The 15922-nt window shown below is 59.8% G+C and carries 11 protein-coding genes; 3 read left to right on the forward strand and 8 right to left on the reverse strand.

All coding sequences use genetic code 11. The annotated features are described in order from the left end of the window. Positions 1-4: 4 nt before the first annotated feature. The gene (locus AADH44_RS08445; protein WP_341952322.1) at positions 5-1195 is read right to left on the reverse strand and encodes a substrate-binding domain-containing protein; all 1191 of its coding nucleotides are present in this window, start codon (positions 1193-1195) and stop codon (positions 5-7) included. Between the two features lie 127 nt (positions 1196-1322). Here AADH44_RS08445 and AADH44_RS08450 point away from each other — a divergent pair, with 127 nt between their 5' ends. Beyond that, entirely contained in the window at positions 1323-2519 is a 1197-nt protein-coding gene (locus AADH44_RS08450) for an acetyl-CoA C-acetyltransferase (RefSeq protein WP_341952323.1), read from the forward strand. 90 nt (positions 2520-2609) lie between these two features. Here the strand turns inward: AADH44_RS08450 and AADH44_RS08455 are convergent, their stop codons facing one another. The 4 genes from AADH44_RS08455 to AADH44_RS08470 form a co-directional block, all read right to left on the reverse strand. Then, positions 2610-3938, reverse strand: coding sequence for a site-2 protease family protein (locus AADH44_RS08455; RefSeq protein WP_341952324.1), 1329 nt, complete (start codon positions 3936-3938; stop codon positions 2610-2612). A gap of 92 nt (positions 3939-4030) precedes the next feature. Beyond that, positions 4031-5113, reverse strand: a complete 1083-nt coding sequence (locus AADH44_RS08460) for a 1-deoxy-D-xylulose-5-phosphate reductoisomerase (protein WP_341952326.1) — start codon at positions 5111-5113, stop codon at positions 4031-4033. 50 nt (positions 5114-5163) lie between these two features. After that, entirely contained in the window at positions 5164-6147 is a 984-nt protein-coding gene (locus tag AADH44_RS08465) for an FKBP-type peptidyl-prolyl cis-trans isomerase (RefSeq protein ID WP_341952327.1), read from the reverse strand. Between the two features lie 114 nt (positions 6148-6261). After that, positions 6262-6732, reverse strand: a complete 471-nt coding sequence (locus tag AADH44_RS08470) for an OsmC family protein (protein ID WP_341952328.1) — start codon at positions 6730-6732, stop codon at positions 6262-6264. A gap of 165 nt (positions 6733-6897) precedes the next feature. On the opposite strand from AADH44_RS08470, the gene AADH44_RS08475 reads away from it, so the two are divergent. Beyond that, the gene (locus AADH44_RS08475; protein WP_341952329.1) at positions 6898-7881 is read left to right on the forward strand and encodes an asparaginase; all 984 of its coding nucleotides are present in this window, start codon (positions 6898-6900) and stop codon (positions 7879-7881) included. Between the two features lie 49 nt (positions 7882-7930). Here the strand turns inward: AADH44_RS08475 and AADH44_RS08480 are convergent, their stop codons facing one another. Then, positions 7931-9136, reverse strand: a complete 1206-nt coding sequence (locus AADH44_RS08480) for a spermidine/putrescine ABC transporter substrate-binding protein (protein WP_341952331.1) — start codon at positions 9134-9136, stop codon at positions 7931-7933. Positions 9137-9308: 172 nt separating this feature from the next. On the opposite strand from AADH44_RS08480, the gene ald reads away from it, so the two are divergent. Next, positions 9309-10424: an alanine dehydrogenase gene (ald, locus tag AADH44_RS08485; RefSeq protein ID WP_341952332.1), complete on the forward strand. Its 1116-nt coding sequence runs from the start codon at positions 9309-9311 to the stop codon at positions 10422-10424. Between the two features lie 39 nt (positions 10425-10463). On the opposite strand, the gene AADH44_RS08490 is transcribed toward ald, so the two are convergent. Both AADH44_RS08490 and AADH44_RS08495 read right to left on the reverse strand, forming a co-directional pair. Beyond that, on the reverse strand, positions 10464-13520 hold the full coding sequence (locus AADH44_RS08490; protein ID WP_341952333.1) for an FtsK/SpoIIIE domain-containing protein: 3057 nt from the start codon (positions 13518-13520) through the stop codon (positions 10464-10466). A 101-nt stretch (positions 13521-13621) separates the two neighbouring features. Continuing rightward, positions 13622-15922 carry an FHA domain-containing protein gene (locus tag AADH44_RS08495; protein ID WP_341952335.1) on the reverse strand — a complete coding sequence of 767 codons (2301 nt, stop codon included), beginning with the start codon at positions 15920-15922 and terminating at the stop codon, positions 13622-13624.

Consider the following 15922-nt stretch of genomic DNA (forward strand, 5'->3'; position numbering starts at 1 on the left):
CTACTTACTCTGCGATGGGCGGGGTTACGGTGTCAGCGTCAACTGCCGTGACCAGCTCAGGCGTCCATGAGTTACCATCAGCGACAAGCGTTACCTGGAACATCGGCTGGATCATTGCGTGGTCTTCAGCACGAACCGTGATCGATCCCTTGACGGAGTCGAAAGTCCATCCCTCAAGAGCGGCGATCATTGCGTCGACATCGTCGCCACCTTCGCGCACGGCCTGAACAACCATCTGAGCGGCAACGAATCCGTCAGGCGAGAAGAGGTCTGCCTGCTTGCCCTCAGCTTCGAGGAAGCTGACCATGGCCGTGTTGGCATCGTTGTCAGTTGCACCACCGAAGTAGTGGTTGAGGAAGCTAATCTTGTCACTCGCGGGGCCATAGGCACCGTAAGTCGAGACGTCGCCAAGACCGGTTGCTACCGGAACGCTATCGAACACGCCCTGCTGGCTGAGCGCTTCCCACATCGCTCCGGAGGTTGCTCCAGCCCACGCAACGAACACGAGGTCAGGCTGGGCGTCAACGATCTGCTGCGCGAACGGGGTGAACTCTGTTGCGTCTTCGGGAACGAGCAAACTCGTCACGTCAGCGCCTTGGCCGCCGAGCACGGCAGTTGCCGCAGCAACGTTGCCTTGACCGAATGCGGTGTCCTGGGCGAACACGAGAACCGACTTGCCTGCAGGATCACCGATGAAGGTACCTGCGGTGGCAACGTCTTGGTAGCTCTGACGCCCCGACCGGAACGTGTAGCTGTTGACGCCGGTAATGGCATCAGCGGCGGCGGGGCCTGAAATGTAGAGCACCTTGTTCTGCTCAGCCTGTTCGGCCAATGCCAAGGCGATTCCGGATGACACGGTGCCGATGATGATCTTCTTACCTTGACCGATTACATCCTTGGCCGCGGTAACGGCCTTGTCTGCGTCTCCGGCGTCATCAGTGATCTCAATGTTGAGTTCGCGGCCGTCGACGGTGCCTGTGCCGTCGGTGGCGTAGTCGAGACCGGCGTCGAAGCCAGCGAGGTAGGCCTCGCCGTAGGCCGCGAGGGGGCCGGTTTGTGAAGTGATGATCGAAATGTCGACCGGAGCGAGTTCATCGCCACCCGATCCGGTGTCAACGCTGGGGGCACAGCCCGCCAGTGTGAGTGCAACCGTCGCAATTAACGCCGGAGCGAGGTACTTTTTACTGACCCGCATGATGGGACCTTTCCTGCTGCCTTAGGAGGATTGTGATCTGAACCTGAGACCCGGTTCAGGTTTCATGTAGCCTATGGTTGCACAACCTCGCTGTCAACAACGGCACATAAACAAAGGAGTTTGCACAGTGGCCAACACCCCTGCACCCAACGATGTAGTAATCCTTTCCGCGACTCGCACCCCACAAGGGAAACTGCGCGGACAACTAGGTTCCCTTACCGCCGTCGAGCTCGGCGCTGTCGCACTTCGCGCCGCCGTCGAACGCTCCGGAGTTGATGTCGACAACATCGATCAGGTGATCTTCGGACAAGTGATTCAAGCCGGTGCCGGCCAGAACCCCGCACGACAGACCGCCATCGCAGCAGGACTCGCCTGGAAGACCCCCGCCGTCACGGTCAACAAAGTCTGTCTCTCGGGACTTGCCGCCATCGTGGATGCTGCGCGCCTCATCCGCCTCGGCGAAGCCGACGTTGTTGCTGCCGGTGGTCAAGAATCAATGACTAATGCCCCACACGTGCTCCCCGGGTCACGCACGGGCTGGGCCTATGGCACTGTCTCCGCGCTCGACTCCGCTGCCCATGATGCGCTCACCGACGCGTTTGATGCTGAGTCGATGGGTGCGAGCACCGAACGCCACAACGGCCGCCTCACCATCGGCCGCACCGAGCAGGACGAAATAGCCGCCGCTTCGCATCAGCGTGCCGCCGCCGCGATTGAGGCAGGCATTTTCACTGACGAGATCGCTCCTGTCACGATCCCACAGCGCAAGGGCGACGACCTCGTTATCGACACCGATGAGGGCGTTCGCGCCACCACTACAGTCGAGACTCTGGCCGGCCTGCGCCCTGCTTTCGACCCGGAAGGGACCATCACCGCCGGCAACTCGTCGCCCTTGAGCGATGGAGCTTCCGCCGTGATTTTGGCCAGCCGCTCATGGGCTGAAGAACACGGTCTCACCTGGCTGGCAGTGCTCGACCGGTCGGGTCATGTCGCCGGCCCCGACAACTCCCTGCACTCTCAGCCCGCACGCGCAATCGCTGCGGCACTCAAGAACGCCGGGTGGACGGCGGAAGACCTCGACTTCGCGGAAATCAACGAAGCATTTGCGGCAGTGAGCCTGCGCTCAACCGCCGAACTCGGGCTCAGCCACGACATCGTCAATATTCACGGTGGTGCAATTGCGATCGGACATCCCGTCGGGGCATCCGGGGCACGACTCGTCGTGCACGCAGCTCACGAACTCGCTCGCCGTGGCTCAGGTCGCGCCGCTGTGGCACTCTGTGGTGGTGGCGGTCAGGGTGACGCGCTGCTGCTAACTCGCTAGCGTTGCGCCGGTTGTCGACGTCTGGCTGCCGGTGAGGTTGCCGTTGCGGTTGCGGTTCGATCCCTCGGGCTCGGGCTGCAACCGCTGCTCTTAGAAGATCGAGATCGGCTTCACAATGTCTGCATAGATGAGTATCGCGCTCATGGCCCCGAGCAGCACCACGACGACGAGAGTCAATGGGATGATCTTCGCTGTGTCCACTGGGCCAGGGTCGGGCCTGCCGAAAAGCTTCGCAAAGAACCGACGAATACCCTCATAAAGCGCTCCCGCGACGTGCCCGCCATCCAGCGGCATCAGCGGAACAAGGTTGAAAACAAACAGGGCGACGTTAAGCGAGCCAATCAAGCCTACGAGTGACGCCACGCGGCTTGCAACCGGAGTGGACTCAAGACTAGTGATTTCACCGGCGATACGGCCGACACCAACAACACTGATCGGACCATTAGGGTCGCGCTCGTCAGGGCCAAATGCCGCATTCACGACGTCGATCATGCGCTGCGGAAGATTCAGAATGACGTGGGTTACGGCGACGACGTTCTCGCCCACCGCGGGCAACACAGCGGTCGCTGGCTGGCGCACGATCTCAGACGCCGCACCGATTCCTAAGAATCCGTAGTTCTCGGTCTGGGCGACACCATCGGCATCCTCAACGATCTGACCCCGGTCATCGTAAACGTAACGTTCCGTGAGAAGTGGCTCTGCGACGAGCGTCACTTCGGCTCCGTCGCGTTCAACGACAATTGTGAGTTCTTTGCCTGCTGCAGCACGGATGTAGTCCGTGGCTTCAGCCCAGGAGGCCACAGGGTTACCGTCCATCGCAACGAATCGGTCGCCCGGGAGTAGCCCTGCGGCAAAGCCTGGTGCTTCAGGGTCAGTGCTCTCGCACGTCTGGCGCTCGGAGGTCGCTGCGAGAACACACTCGGAGACGCTACCAATCGTGGTGGAAGTTTGAGCCACGCCGAATCCCATGAACAAGATCGCGAACATGACTACTGCAATCAGTAAGTTCATGACGGGGCCGCCAAGCATGATGACAACGCGCTTGAGCACCGGAAGTTTGTAGAAAGCACGCGATTCGTCGACATCGACGAGCGTGTCAGCACTCGCCGTGCGGGCATCCTGAACCAGCGCTTGGAACATGCCGGTCGTGGCAGTACGACCTTTGTCGTTTGCCTTACCGGGAGGATACATTCCTGCCATCGCGATATAGCCACCAAGTGGGATTGCCTTAACCCCATATTCGGTCTCACCACGCTTGCGGGAGAAGATAGTCGGACCAAAGCCAATCATGTACTGACTAACCCGCACCCCGAAGAGCTTTGCCGGCAGCAGATGACCGATTTCGTGCAGGCCAATCGACACGGCAAGACCCACAACGACAACGAGGATGCCGAGGATGTACAAGAGCACGTTTTCCACTCGCTAAGAATAGCCACGCGCACCGACGCCGACCTGTGCCAGCGCTGTGGAAGCGTCGGAACTACCCCGCACTGGGGGTGTGACTAGGGCGCCTAGCGACGCGTCGCTACAACCGAATCTGCCTCGCGCCGAGCCCACTCTTCAGCATCCCGAAGCGCATCGAGGCTCAATTCTCTTGCCTCGTGACTCTGCACAACCTGCTCTACAACATCCAAAATATCGAGGTAGCCGATAGCACCCGCATGGAACGCCAGCACCGCTTGCTCGTTGGCGGCGTTGAATACTGCAGGATACGTGAGACCGGCAACACCCACCGCTTTCGCCATCTCAACAGCAGGAAAAACCTCGCTGTCGAGCGGCTCAAAGTTCCACGTGCTTGCGGTAGTCCAATCCAGCGGAACGCCCACTCCAGCCACTCGGCGAGGCCAATCCAGCGCGAGAGAAATCGGCAAGCGCATATTGGGCGGGCTGGCCTGAGCAATAGTGGATCCATCAACGAACTCGACCATGGAATGCACGATCGATTGCGGATGCACTGTGACCGCAATGCGGTCATAGGGGATCCCGAACAGCACATGTGCCTCAATGACCTCGAGACCCTTATTGACGAGAGTTGAGGAATTCGTCGTGATCACCAGACCCATGTCCCAGGTGGGATGTGCGAGAGCTTCTTGGGGCGTGACATCGCGCAGCGAGTCGCGGGTGCGACCTCGGAACGGGCCGCCAGAGGCCGTCAACACCAAGCGGCGCACCTCAGAGTGCTCCCCCGACCTGAGCGCCTGCGCGATCGCCGAATGCTCGGAATCTACCGGAACAATTTGTCCAGGCTGTGCCCGTGACATCACCAAATCGCCGCCGACGATCAGGCTCTCTTTGTTAGCCAACGCCAACACCGCGCCCGAATCGAGCGCCGCAAGCGTAGGACCGAGCCCTACCGAACCCGTGATGCCGTTGACGACAACGTCAGCCGCGACATCCCGAACCAACTGAGCTGCTTGCTCAGCACCAAACGCGATGTGCTCGACGCCGAAACGTGCGGCCTGCTCTTCAACAAGCGCGCGATTCGAGCCAGCGGCCAATCCCACAACGCGAAACTGATCACGATTCGCGTCAATGACCTCAAGCGCCTGCGTGCCGATTGAGCCGGTCGAGCCGAGCAAAATTATCTTGCGCATTCCGCTACCTTAGCGAGACTGACAGAGGCAGCGCGCGCGACGAGCGGACGCTAACCGATGCCGAGAATGTCGACAACAAACACGATCGTGTCTGTGCCGCTGATCTTTGCACCCTCGTTGCCTGCTTCGCCGTAACCCTCGCTCGGCGGGAGGACAGCGATAATTTGAGAACCAACCTTTTGGCCCTCAAGCGCAGTCTTGAAACCGGGGACGACCTGACCGGTGTTGAACGTCGATGGAGTTCCTCGAGCCCAGCTCTCGTCAAAGATCTCGCCCGTAGTCCAGTTCATACCTACATAGTGAACCGTGACGTCAGAATTTTCTTCGACGGTAGCCCCGTCGCCCTGCTTGAGCACGGCAACCGCTAACTCCGACGGCGGGTCGGTCGAAGGGGTCGTGATAGTCGGGCGACCATCCTCGTCTAGCTCAACGGTCGGGAAACCATCTTCCGCCGGCTGGTCTTTACCATCGGCGCGAGGAAGTGCAGGATCTGCAGGAGGATCAACCGACACAACATCGGCAACAAAAACGATGTCGTCGTCTGCGGCAACGCCGAGCTGCTCGCGAGCTGCGTCATCCGCGAAAGACTCCTCGGGCGGAATCACTCCGACAACGCGCGCGCCGGCAGTCGAGCACTGAATTGTCTTAACGATGCCCACAAGGAACTGCTCGGCATCAACGGGTAGCGGAGCAAGTCCGGCCTCGTCATAGGACGTAGCGGAAAGTTCTTTACCCGTGGCACCGCTGTACAACGTGAAGTGCACGTTTGCGATAGCGCCTTCAACGGCAACCACGTCGCCGTCACCCTCGATCGCCACTGAACGCTCAGTCTCAGCAACGTCGGTGGGGAAATCAATTGTCACTGTCGGTTTGCTTCCGAAGTCGCCGCTGGCCTCAACACCTGTCGAAGCAGAGCCCGCTGCTGTCGGTACGCAATCAGCTGACTGCTGAGCCGTCGTCGATTCGGTGGGGGCACAGGCGGCAAGAGATGCCACAAGACCGAGGGTCATCAAGAACGGAATCGCTTTACGCACAGGAACCTTTCACAGCAAAAACAAAGACCACTCATCCTCCCCTACCGTCGCTGTGTGTAGCGTGTGGAACCGCCGCTGGGTTCACTATCACCACAATGGCTGCCCGGGCGGGACCTAATCCTCAACGATGACGCGCGGCTGGTGAAGCACCGGAAAATTGACGGATGACGCGATGAAGCACTTCTGACTGGCCTCGGCGTGTGCATCCATGGCTTCGTCGACGCTACCTGCTGCGATCGTCACGATGGGCCGCAGGGTGACTGAGGTGAAGTGCCCACCCCCGTTGTCGGTCTGCTTCATGGTGCCAGACACCTCGTCGTGGTAGGCGGTGACGATAATTCCGCGACTGACTGCGACGTGCAGGTAGCTCAACATGTGGCACTGGCTGAGGGCGGCGATGAGTAGTTCCTCAGGGTTCCAGCGGTCAGCGGAACCATGGAAGACTCGCGCACTCGAACCATCAATGCCGTGTTTTCCCACAGCGGTGATCTCGTTGTGACGGGAGTACCCGCGATATTCGCGTGTGCCCTCGCCAAGGTTTCCCGTCCATTCGAGTCGCACTTCAAAGTTGTGGTCGATGTTCATCAGAATCTCCCTCGCCAGCATCCAGCTCAACGCCCGTGACTGCAGCGCACTCTCGCACTGCCGATCGAGATTCCACCGTAGCGCTCCAGCGTGTGATCTGCCGACTGAACTTCCTGGTGGGGCGGCCATCGCAGCACCGGGCTGAGATACCGCTAGCGTGGGATGGTGAATGCAACCCGCTCAAGCCCTGCCAACGTCCTTACCGTCGACGACACCGTGCAACTAGCCGTTCTGGAGCGGTCAGGGATGATCGAATCCCGCCACCTCGGAGCTGCCGTAGTACTCGCTCCCGACGGCAGAGAACTGCGAAGACTCGGCAACCCCGACGCGCTAATTTACCCGCGTTCCACTCTCAAACCCATGCAGGCAATAACCGTACTTCGATCGGGGGTGACGCTTACCGAGGAACAACTCGTACTCGCCAGCGCTAGCCACACCGGCAGTCAGCGCCACCAAGATGTTGTCGCATCAGCACTCGCCGCCTACGGACTCAGCGTCGACGATTTACGATGCCCACCAGACTGGCCCGCGGATTCGGATGCGCGACGCGCAGCTGACGCTCCAACCCGCCTCGCGATGAACTGTTCAGGCAAGCACGCGAGCTTTCTCGCGGCATGCGTTGTCAATGGCTGGCCACGCGAAAGCTACCTCGAGCACGATCATCCACTGCAGGCCCGAATCCGCGACACGGTCGTTGAGTTCACGGGTACCGAGTTGGCGCATGAAGGAACTGACGGATGCGGTGCGCCAGTATTCGCCATGAGTCTCACCTCGCTAGCCACGGCAATCCAGCGCGTGGCCATGGCCACGGCGGAGAGCGACCCGCACGCACACGCGCTTGTTAGCGCCATCCGGGCACAGGCGTGGGGACTCGACATGCCACAGGTTGCTGAAGCGATGGATACCTTGGGGATTATCGCCAAGCGCGGCGCGGAGGGGGTTCTGATTGCGGCAGCCCCTGATGGCACCACAACGACGCTAAAAGTTCTTGATGGTTCGATCCGCCCACTCTTGCCTGTCGGATTGTCGCTTCTCGCTGAAGTTGGAGCAATCGATAAGGACGCTGCCGCCGCCGTTATTGCAGTGACAACGGAAAAAGTACTTGGCCGCGGTTTACCTGTCGGTGAACTGCGCTTTCAGCTCTCCTAAAACTGCTCCGCGCTAGCGACGTGGGGCTAGCGCGTGGGCTTAACGCGAACTATCCCTTGCCGGTAATGCGGCGGAATTCTGCGTTAAACGCTTGGTCGTCCGTTGTGGTGAGCGTTCGGAAGATGCTGGCACGTGACATTGCTGAGGCGTTCGGGAACGTGAACTGGTTTTCGGCCAGCTTCGGGTAGTTCTCAATTGCGTATTCAAGCGTTCCATCGACGGGGCTTACGCACCGAATCCAGTCCACAACTTCTGCGGCATTTGCGGGCTCATAGTAGAAGTTCATGAGCTTCTCAGCGTTGGTCTTGTGCTGAGCACCGGCAGGAATCACGAGAGAATCGGTGAAGAACGTTCCGCGCGAACCCGGGAGCAAGAACTTGTACTTCTCGTAGCCTGCTTTCGCGTTGAGCACGGCGATATCTCCGGCACGAGCGAACCCTGCAATAGCTTCACCCGACTTGAACGTGTCGATGTAGTCACTGCCCATGACGCCAAGAATGTGCTTTGAGGCGAGGTGTTGCTCGAGCACCGCACTCGCTTTCTTGAACTCGTCGATTCCCCAACCATCTTGGGAAATATCAACACCCTGCGAGAGCAAAAGCATGCCCATCGTGTGACGCATCTCGGCAAGCACAACGACTTTTCCTTTGAGATCGTCTCGCCATAGCTGCTCAACGGCTGACAGGCCTTCAGGATATTCTTCTGTGTTCCAGGCGAGCCCGATAAAACCGCTCTGCCACGGCAATGAGTAGTCGCGGTTGGGATCGAAATCTGGTTGGGCCAGCGACGAGTTCAGGTTCACCTTGTTCGGGATGTTTTCTGAGTTGAGTTTCTGGGCGTACCCGAACCTGATAAGGCGGGCAGCCATCCAGTCACTGACGACGATGACGTCTGCCCCCGTGGGCTTGGCGAGCGCGAGCTGGTCTTTCATCGTCAAGTAGAACCCGACATTGTCTTTCACAACAGCGCGGTATTCAACGCTGATGCCTGACTGCTTCGTGAACTCCTTAAGCGTCGGAGAGTGACCGCTGAGGTCTTCGTCGAGGTACGACGGCCAGCTCGCCCACACCAGCGAGCTGTCACTTTCAGAAATATCAATAGCACTCGAATCACCCGGTGCAGCACATGCTGCAAGAGCTAGCGCAGTTGCGCCAAGCCCCGCTCCCTGCAATAGCCGCCTGCGGCTGAGTTGAGATTGCTTCGCCTGCAGCGCTAGCTGCTGGATCGATGGATCCTGCGGAAGTGGTCTCGTCACGTTTTCTCCTTCGCCCCCACCAATTACCCCGATGGTAGTGAGCGCAGTTTGGGTAGTTGTAGCCCCAGTTAGGAGGGGCTTTGTGGGCGCGTGGTAATAATTCCATGTTTTGCGCTGAAAATCGCGCCATAATTGTGCCCAATTCGGGTACCGCGCCGTTACGCTCTGGACTATGAAGATTGCTGTTCCCACCGAAATCAAAAATAACGAGTTCCGCGTCGCGATTACCCCAGCAGGGGTGCACGACTTAGTTGCACACGGTCACGAGGTTCTCGTTCAGTCGGGCGCTGGCCTTGGCTCGTCCATTACCGATGAGCAATATGTTGTGGCAGGTGCGACGCTAGCTCCGGATGCTGCGAGCACGTGGGCTGCAGCCGATGTGCTCGTGAAAGTTAAGGAGCCCGTGGCTTCGGAGTACCAGTACTTCCGTGAAGATCTCGTACTTTTCACCTACTTACACCTTGCTGCGGAAGAAGAACTTACTCGCGCTCTGCTCGACGCCAAGGTCACTTCGATCGCCTATGAGACTGTTCAGCTCCCATCGCGCGCGTTGCCGTTGTTGGCTCCGATGAGCGAAGTCGCTGGTCGTTTGTCCGCAATTGTGGGGGCAAATGTGATGCTCAAGCCCAATGGTGGTCCAGGGATGCTGGTTCCTGGTGTTCCTGGAACGCACCCTGCGGAGGTCGTGGTTCTTGGTGGCGGTGTCGCTGGAACGAGTGCTATTTCTGTCGCGGTCGGGCTCGGTGCCCAGGTGACGGTGCTCGACACGAACATTCAGCGTCTGCGTGAACTGGATGCTCTGTATGCCGGTCGCATCAAGACGATTGCGTCGAATGGTTTTGAGATTGAGCGGGCGCTTGTGACCGCCGATCTGGTGATCGGTTCCGTTTTGATTCCTGGAGCGAAGGCCCCCAAGCTAGTGAGCAATGAGCTAGTTTCGCGAATGAAGCCGGGGAGTGTTCTCGTTGATATCGCGGTGGATCAGGGCGGCTGTTTCGCAGACTCTCGCCCAACAACGCACGCCGATCCCACGTTTACTGTTCACGGTTCTGTGTTCTACTGCGTAGCTAATATGCCAGGCGCGGTACCCCACACGTCAACATATGCCTTGACTAACGCGACGATGCCGTACCTACGTGCTATTGCAAACCTGGGCTGGCGTGCAGCGCTTGCCGCTGATTCTGCACTGGCCTTGGGCTTGAACACTTTTGGTGGTTCCGCGGTGAATGCACAGGTTGCCGAAGCTCACGGACTCGTCCAGGCCCGCCTTGAGGATGCACTGCGCTAACGGTCGACGCAGTTCACGAAAGTGGTTGATGTGTAGTTCCTACGAGGGTAGTCGCACTCGGTCTGCGCCGCCGTCGATCAGCCTCCAGTAGTGCCCGGAGCCTGTGCTGAGCGGCGGCGGCAGTTCGCGCGTTCGCGCGACTTGGCGATAGTCGCTGAGGGTGCAGCCGTCTAGGAGAACTGTGGCATGTGCTCTTAGCAGTGCGAGAGCCCCCCAGCGGGACTGCCATTCATCAATCGATCCAACGAGGGCAACCGGTCGATCTGAGTCGGCGATGAGGAGTTCGCGCTCGGTTCCCTGTGCCCCTTCGAGGGTGCGCACGTGCCAGCCTGCAGTGGTAAGCGCGGCGACCGTCGCCCCCAGCCGGCTACTTCCAATCACAAGATTCTCGGCGGACGGCAGTGTCTCTGCAGCAGCGGGAACCGGATCGGGTGGATAGGTCCCACTCAGCGCTATCTGCACTCGTGCACCTTTCCATAGCCCACCCCCGACTGGCAGCGCGGAGGCATAGTCAGCGGATACTCCCCCCGAGAGCACGAAATCTTGTCTGCTGCCGAATCGAAGTCTCAGCGTGTTCGGAATCAGCTGGGCTACTGATTGCAGGGCCGGAGTAATGCGCTGAGCACTCGCGACTACCCAAATGTGGTGCGCCGGGCCTTCGCGCAGCAGTCGCGCGAGCCTGTCGAGCGCTGCAACACGGTAGTCATCGTCGAAGCGCGATATTGCCACATCGAGATCGTCAATTGCCAGCAGTGTTGGAAGGTTGTGGAGCTGCGGGAACTCGGGGCCATCGAGCCGAGCATGCAATTCTGCGAGAGTGTCCCAGAATCCGGCGGGTTCGAGGCCGCCCACTACGACCCGGAAGCCGGCCGCCGAGCCGCTGACGGGCTTCCTGGCGGCCTCGAGGTGAACTTTCGGGACAGGGTGCGCCGACGCTGGTGCAGAGATCGCAGCAGCGAATGTTGCGATCGCTACACTCTTTCCGCTGCCGGGCGCGCCCAGCATGAGCACGCTCCCCTCACTGGTCGGAGTCCACTCTGCTATACCGTGCCTTTGTTCGTGGGGCAGATCCGTGAGTCCGAAGGCCACCACTGCACCGCGCTCTGGATTCGAATTGCATGCAGCTCTGAGCGCATTCGACTCAGCTGAAGCACTCGATGCGCTTGGTACCGTGCTCCTTCGAAGCGTATCGTGAAGCTCCGTGACAACGGCGAGCGGGATAGTGTCGGCGAGAGGTTCGCACCAGGGTCGTCGCGGGCTCGATGGGGTCGGCCATCGCCGTGCGACCGTGATGACGTCACGAGGTGTGGCGAGAGCGAACTGCACCAGCTCGGCGGAAGACGAGCCATGAGCAACCCACGCTCGACCTTTTGCGCCCGCAGTTAGCTCGGCGGCGCGATCGCTACCGATTACCGCAGAGCTGTCGGCGCCATTGTTGACGCGCAATGAGATTCGGAGGTCAGCATTTGCGAGAAGTGCGTCGCGCACAACACCTGAGGGGCGCTGAGTGCACAGGATGAGGTGCACACCGAGAGATCGTCCGCGAGCGGCAATGTCGCTAAATAGCGCGTGAAGCTGGGGGTAGTCGCCCATCATTGCGGCAAACTCATCGACCACGATTACGAGGCGCGGAAGGGACCCGAGTTCAGCGATGTCTCTCACGCCTGCTTGCGCAAGGGCGCGTTCGCGGTGCTGAAGCTCTGCGCGGAGGCTTGCAAACGCCCGGCTGGCTGCAGTCTCATCGAGGTCGGTGATGATCCCGACCGTGTGTGGCAGTTCGGCAAGGTGAGCGAACGCGGAACCCCCCTTGAAATCTACAAGGAGAAACGTGACGTCGACCGGGGACGTTTCAGCCGCCATCGCAAGGACCCACGAGATCAATAGCTCGCTTTTGCCACTTCCCGTTGTTCCGCCGACGATCGCGTGCGGTCCGTGCTCTACAAGATCGAGCACGGTTCGGCCCTTCGCGCCCACTGCTGGTCGGCTGCACAACGAGCGCGCGCGTTTCGACGGTGAATCGGCGACCGCACCGAGTTGCTCGAGAAGCTGGCGGAACTCGACCACATCAGGAACTGCCCCATCACTGATCGCTAGCCCGTCCCGCGCGGCGATCTCGTGCGCCGCGAGCGCCCAGACCAGAGCCTGTTCTCGGCCGAGAAATGATGGATCAAATTCGCGTCGCTGATGCTTGTCAGGGTGACTGACGACGGCAATCATGTCACCGCTGACACGAATGACGATTCGATGCCCGCTAGGCACTTCTCGTTCGTTCGAAACAACACTGATCGATGCGCTCGGTGCATCCGTGCCCAACTCACCCCAGTGCACGCTAGCGCGCTCATGAGACCAACTTTCCGCATCCGCTCCACCATCAGAACGCAAAACCCGATGAGGCAGACAAGAACCCCATCGTTCAGCGCTCAACCTGCCGCGGAACCTCACCCAACTGGTCGTGGGGGAAAGAGTGCGAGCCAGTTGAATCGCCAACGCCCGCGCCAACGACAGCGCGATTGGCTCATTGCCAAAAATTGCGATCCCCAGTCGAGCATTAACCGCGATCGGAGCACCCTCCAGTCTGGCCGCATGATCGGCAAGCCGCTGATAGTGCTCATCAGTTGATGCGTCTACACGGTCATGAGCCCCGGTTCGCTCAAGCGAAAGACTACTGCGAACGCTGCCGTAGCCGAGGTGCACGGGTAGCACGTCGCGGGGCTCTCTCATCCACCGGGCCGAATCAGTAAGCACGTCTCGCACCAAGGAAATTGCTGGCGGCGTGCGTTCTGCGAGGTCGCAACTCTCTCGACGATGATGGGCATCAATCGCTGACTGCGTCGTCGAAACGTCCCGCGAGAAACGCGCTTGCTCTGCTCGCAACTTCTTGCGTGCCGTCACGCGCGAATCAATATAACTTCCTGTCGCCGCCAGCGGCCCCAAGGCAGCAAAGATCAGCGCGAACGTCGAACCTGTAATCAACCAGATCGCCAATGACGCGACGATCGGCACTGTTGCTGCCACGACCGGAAATCGAAATGGCGGGGCTGGCTGCGGCGCAGACGGCAAAGTGATTCGGGGATCATTGGCGCGGGATTCGGTCACATGCCTACTCCACCAGCACATGGCATCCTGCCACGGCACTCACCCACAGCCGTGGAGAGACTGCCCTCGCTGATTGCTGTGAGGGAGGCTTCGTCGGAAAGCTAACTCACAATGAAGAACTGTTCGCCAATCTCAACACGCGTGCCCCGCATTACCCGGTAGCGTTTGCCTGGCTCGCAACGCTTTGGCTCTCCTCCAGGCTCTCGAACAACACTTCCATTGCCTGAATACCGGTCGCTGATCCAGAATGCGCCCGCCATCTGACCAAACTCGAGATGAGTTTTTGATACAGATTTACTCGGATCAGTAATCGGGACCACGATGTCGAACTTCTCGGAGGGTTCCGGTGTCGGATTGCGCCCAACAAGCCCGGTGCCCGTCACGATCACACTGTCGCCGGTGCTGAACTGCAGCACAAATCGCGTTCCCGAGATACTGCGTTCCACGATCCGGGTGTCTTCTACGTCTTCCTCATCTGACGCAACCGACGCGAGCGGAGTAGGCGGCGCAATCGGCAACTCAACGCGGTGATGAAACATCGGTGGTGGCGCAAGAACCGAGCTGCCAAGAGCCGCTGCAGCCCCATCGTTAGCTGCGGAACTCTGAACACCTTCAGGCTCAGACTGCCCCTCACCATCACCGGGGTGGGGAACCGCACTGAGAGGCTCAAAGCTAGTCTTAACGGAATCAACCTTCACAACCGCGTCGTCGACGGCACTCGGAATTCGCGCGCCAGCCTCATAGTCGTCGTGTGTGACGTTCTCATCGCGTGAGAGCTCATCAGCGAGTGGCGCCAGCGCGGAGTCTGGCTCGAGCTCAGCATTGTGCGCCTGAGGAGGTTCTTCATGGGGCGCAGATTCTTCAGCATGCGCCACTTCTTCCGGCAACACAGCGACTCCTGCCGGCTCGTCAAATACTTCTTGGGTCTGCTGACTGTTGGACTCTGGCCCTGACTCTAACTTTGGCCCTGATTTTAACTCTGGCCCTGACTCCAACTTTGGCTCTGCCGTTTCCGTGACCGTGCTCGCACGCACGGTAGGTGTTCCCCACGGAAACGGGTCGAGCGCAGGCGCGCTAGTCGATCGGGATGTGGGCCCAACTCCGTGCTTAACAAATCCGCAAGAACCACAGAAAATATCGGACTCCGACAGAGACTCACCACACTGGGCGCACACAGCCTCGGACGAAGCCAATCTGGCCGACGCCGACTGCATTGCGGTGTGATCATTCGCACGAGTGCCCTCGACAGCGGGACCGACATTCGAATCGGGACCACCATTGCTTCCCGTCATTGCGTCGCGCGGCTGCGTTTCGAAAGCCTCGGATATCCGTGGTGCCGTGCCACTAATTGATGCCACATCAGACGCCGAGTCAACAGACTCCCTCGGTGGCGCTGGCTGCTCGCTCACACGCTCAGAGGCCACTGGAGCGAATCCAGATGCTCGTAGTCGGTCTGCTGTTGTGAAGACTGGCTCATCACCGAGTGGGCGCACGGGCCTGACCGGAGAACGATTCTGAGCCGGCGCAACAGCTTCCGGGCGCCCAACCTTGCTCAAATCGGGCTCAAATGGAGAACGTGGCAATGGAGAAGGCTCAACGAGCGGTTCAGGCTCAAAGAGAGCCTCAGGCTCAGCCTCAGGCATAACTTCAAACTCTGCGCTGTCGAGCGAAGCTACGTCCAGGTTGTGCGCTTCGTCTTCATCCGTTGTTTGCGATTCGTCGTTACTAGTATCACTGTTATCGTCGCGGCTGCCAGCGGAAATCTCGACCGAGTCATCCATGGTGATGGCGGTGTGCTCGTCGGCGGCGAGTTCACCGCCGTGACGCTCTACAGAAACGTCAGTGCCTCTCGTGTCCGACGCGGAATCACCCTCAACTGACAGGGAAAGATCCGACTCATCTGCCGGTGTGGGCCACGCGATCTCCTGCGGATTTGGCGCAGGCAGGTCGCGCCAGCGTGTTTCCGGCGCCGGGGCAGCATTCGAAACTCCACCAGAATCCGCAGCTGCTACCGCATCAGAGCTACCAGCGAGACTGTCAACGGCCCGAGGCTCCAGCGCGGCAGCGTCCGCTGGCTCCGCGGAATGAGCAGACCCTTCGGTCTCGCCGGAAATCTGCGCAAGAGCCAACGGATCGCCGAGCTGCAGAGCAGGGATAGCTGCCGCGTGTGCGTGTCCAGCGTTATGCCGACCTTGTGCATCTGACCGTGACGTTTCGTTCACTTCGTCACGCACAGCAACTCTGGCCGAGCTCGAATCCTCGTCCGCAATTACGGCAATATCATCCTGGACGTGAAGTGCAGTTGTTGTCGCGCGAACGGTATCACCGGATGAGGCTGCCGCCGAGCTGACTGCGTCAGTCGTTTCGTTCGTGAGATGGCGTGGTGCGGTTAGCGATTCCAC

Origin of the sequence: Salinibacterium sp. TMP30 (assembly GCF_038397785.1) — a bacterium.
Taxonomy (GTDB): Bacteria; Actinomycetota; Actinomycetes; order Actinomycetales; family Microbacteriaceae; genus Rhodoglobus.

Bases quoted from the DNA above. Each gene is read 5' to 3' on its own strand.
- ald (WP_341952332.1), top strand. From the start codon at position 9,309: ATGAAGATTGCTGTTCCCACCGAAATCAAAAATAACGAGTTCCGCGTC.
- AADH44_RS08470 (WP_341952328.1), bottom strand. From the start codon at position 6,732: ATGAACATCGACCACAACTTTGAAGTGCGACTCGAATGGACGGGAAAC.
- AADH44_RS08460 (WP_341952326.1), bottom strand. From the start codon at position 5,113: ATGCGCAAGATAATTTTGCTCGGCTCGACCGGCTCAATCGGCACGCAG.
- AADH44_RS08445 (WP_341952322.1), bottom strand. From the start codon at position 1,195: ATGCGGGTCAGTAAAAAGTACCTCGCTCCGGCGTTAATTGCGACGGTT.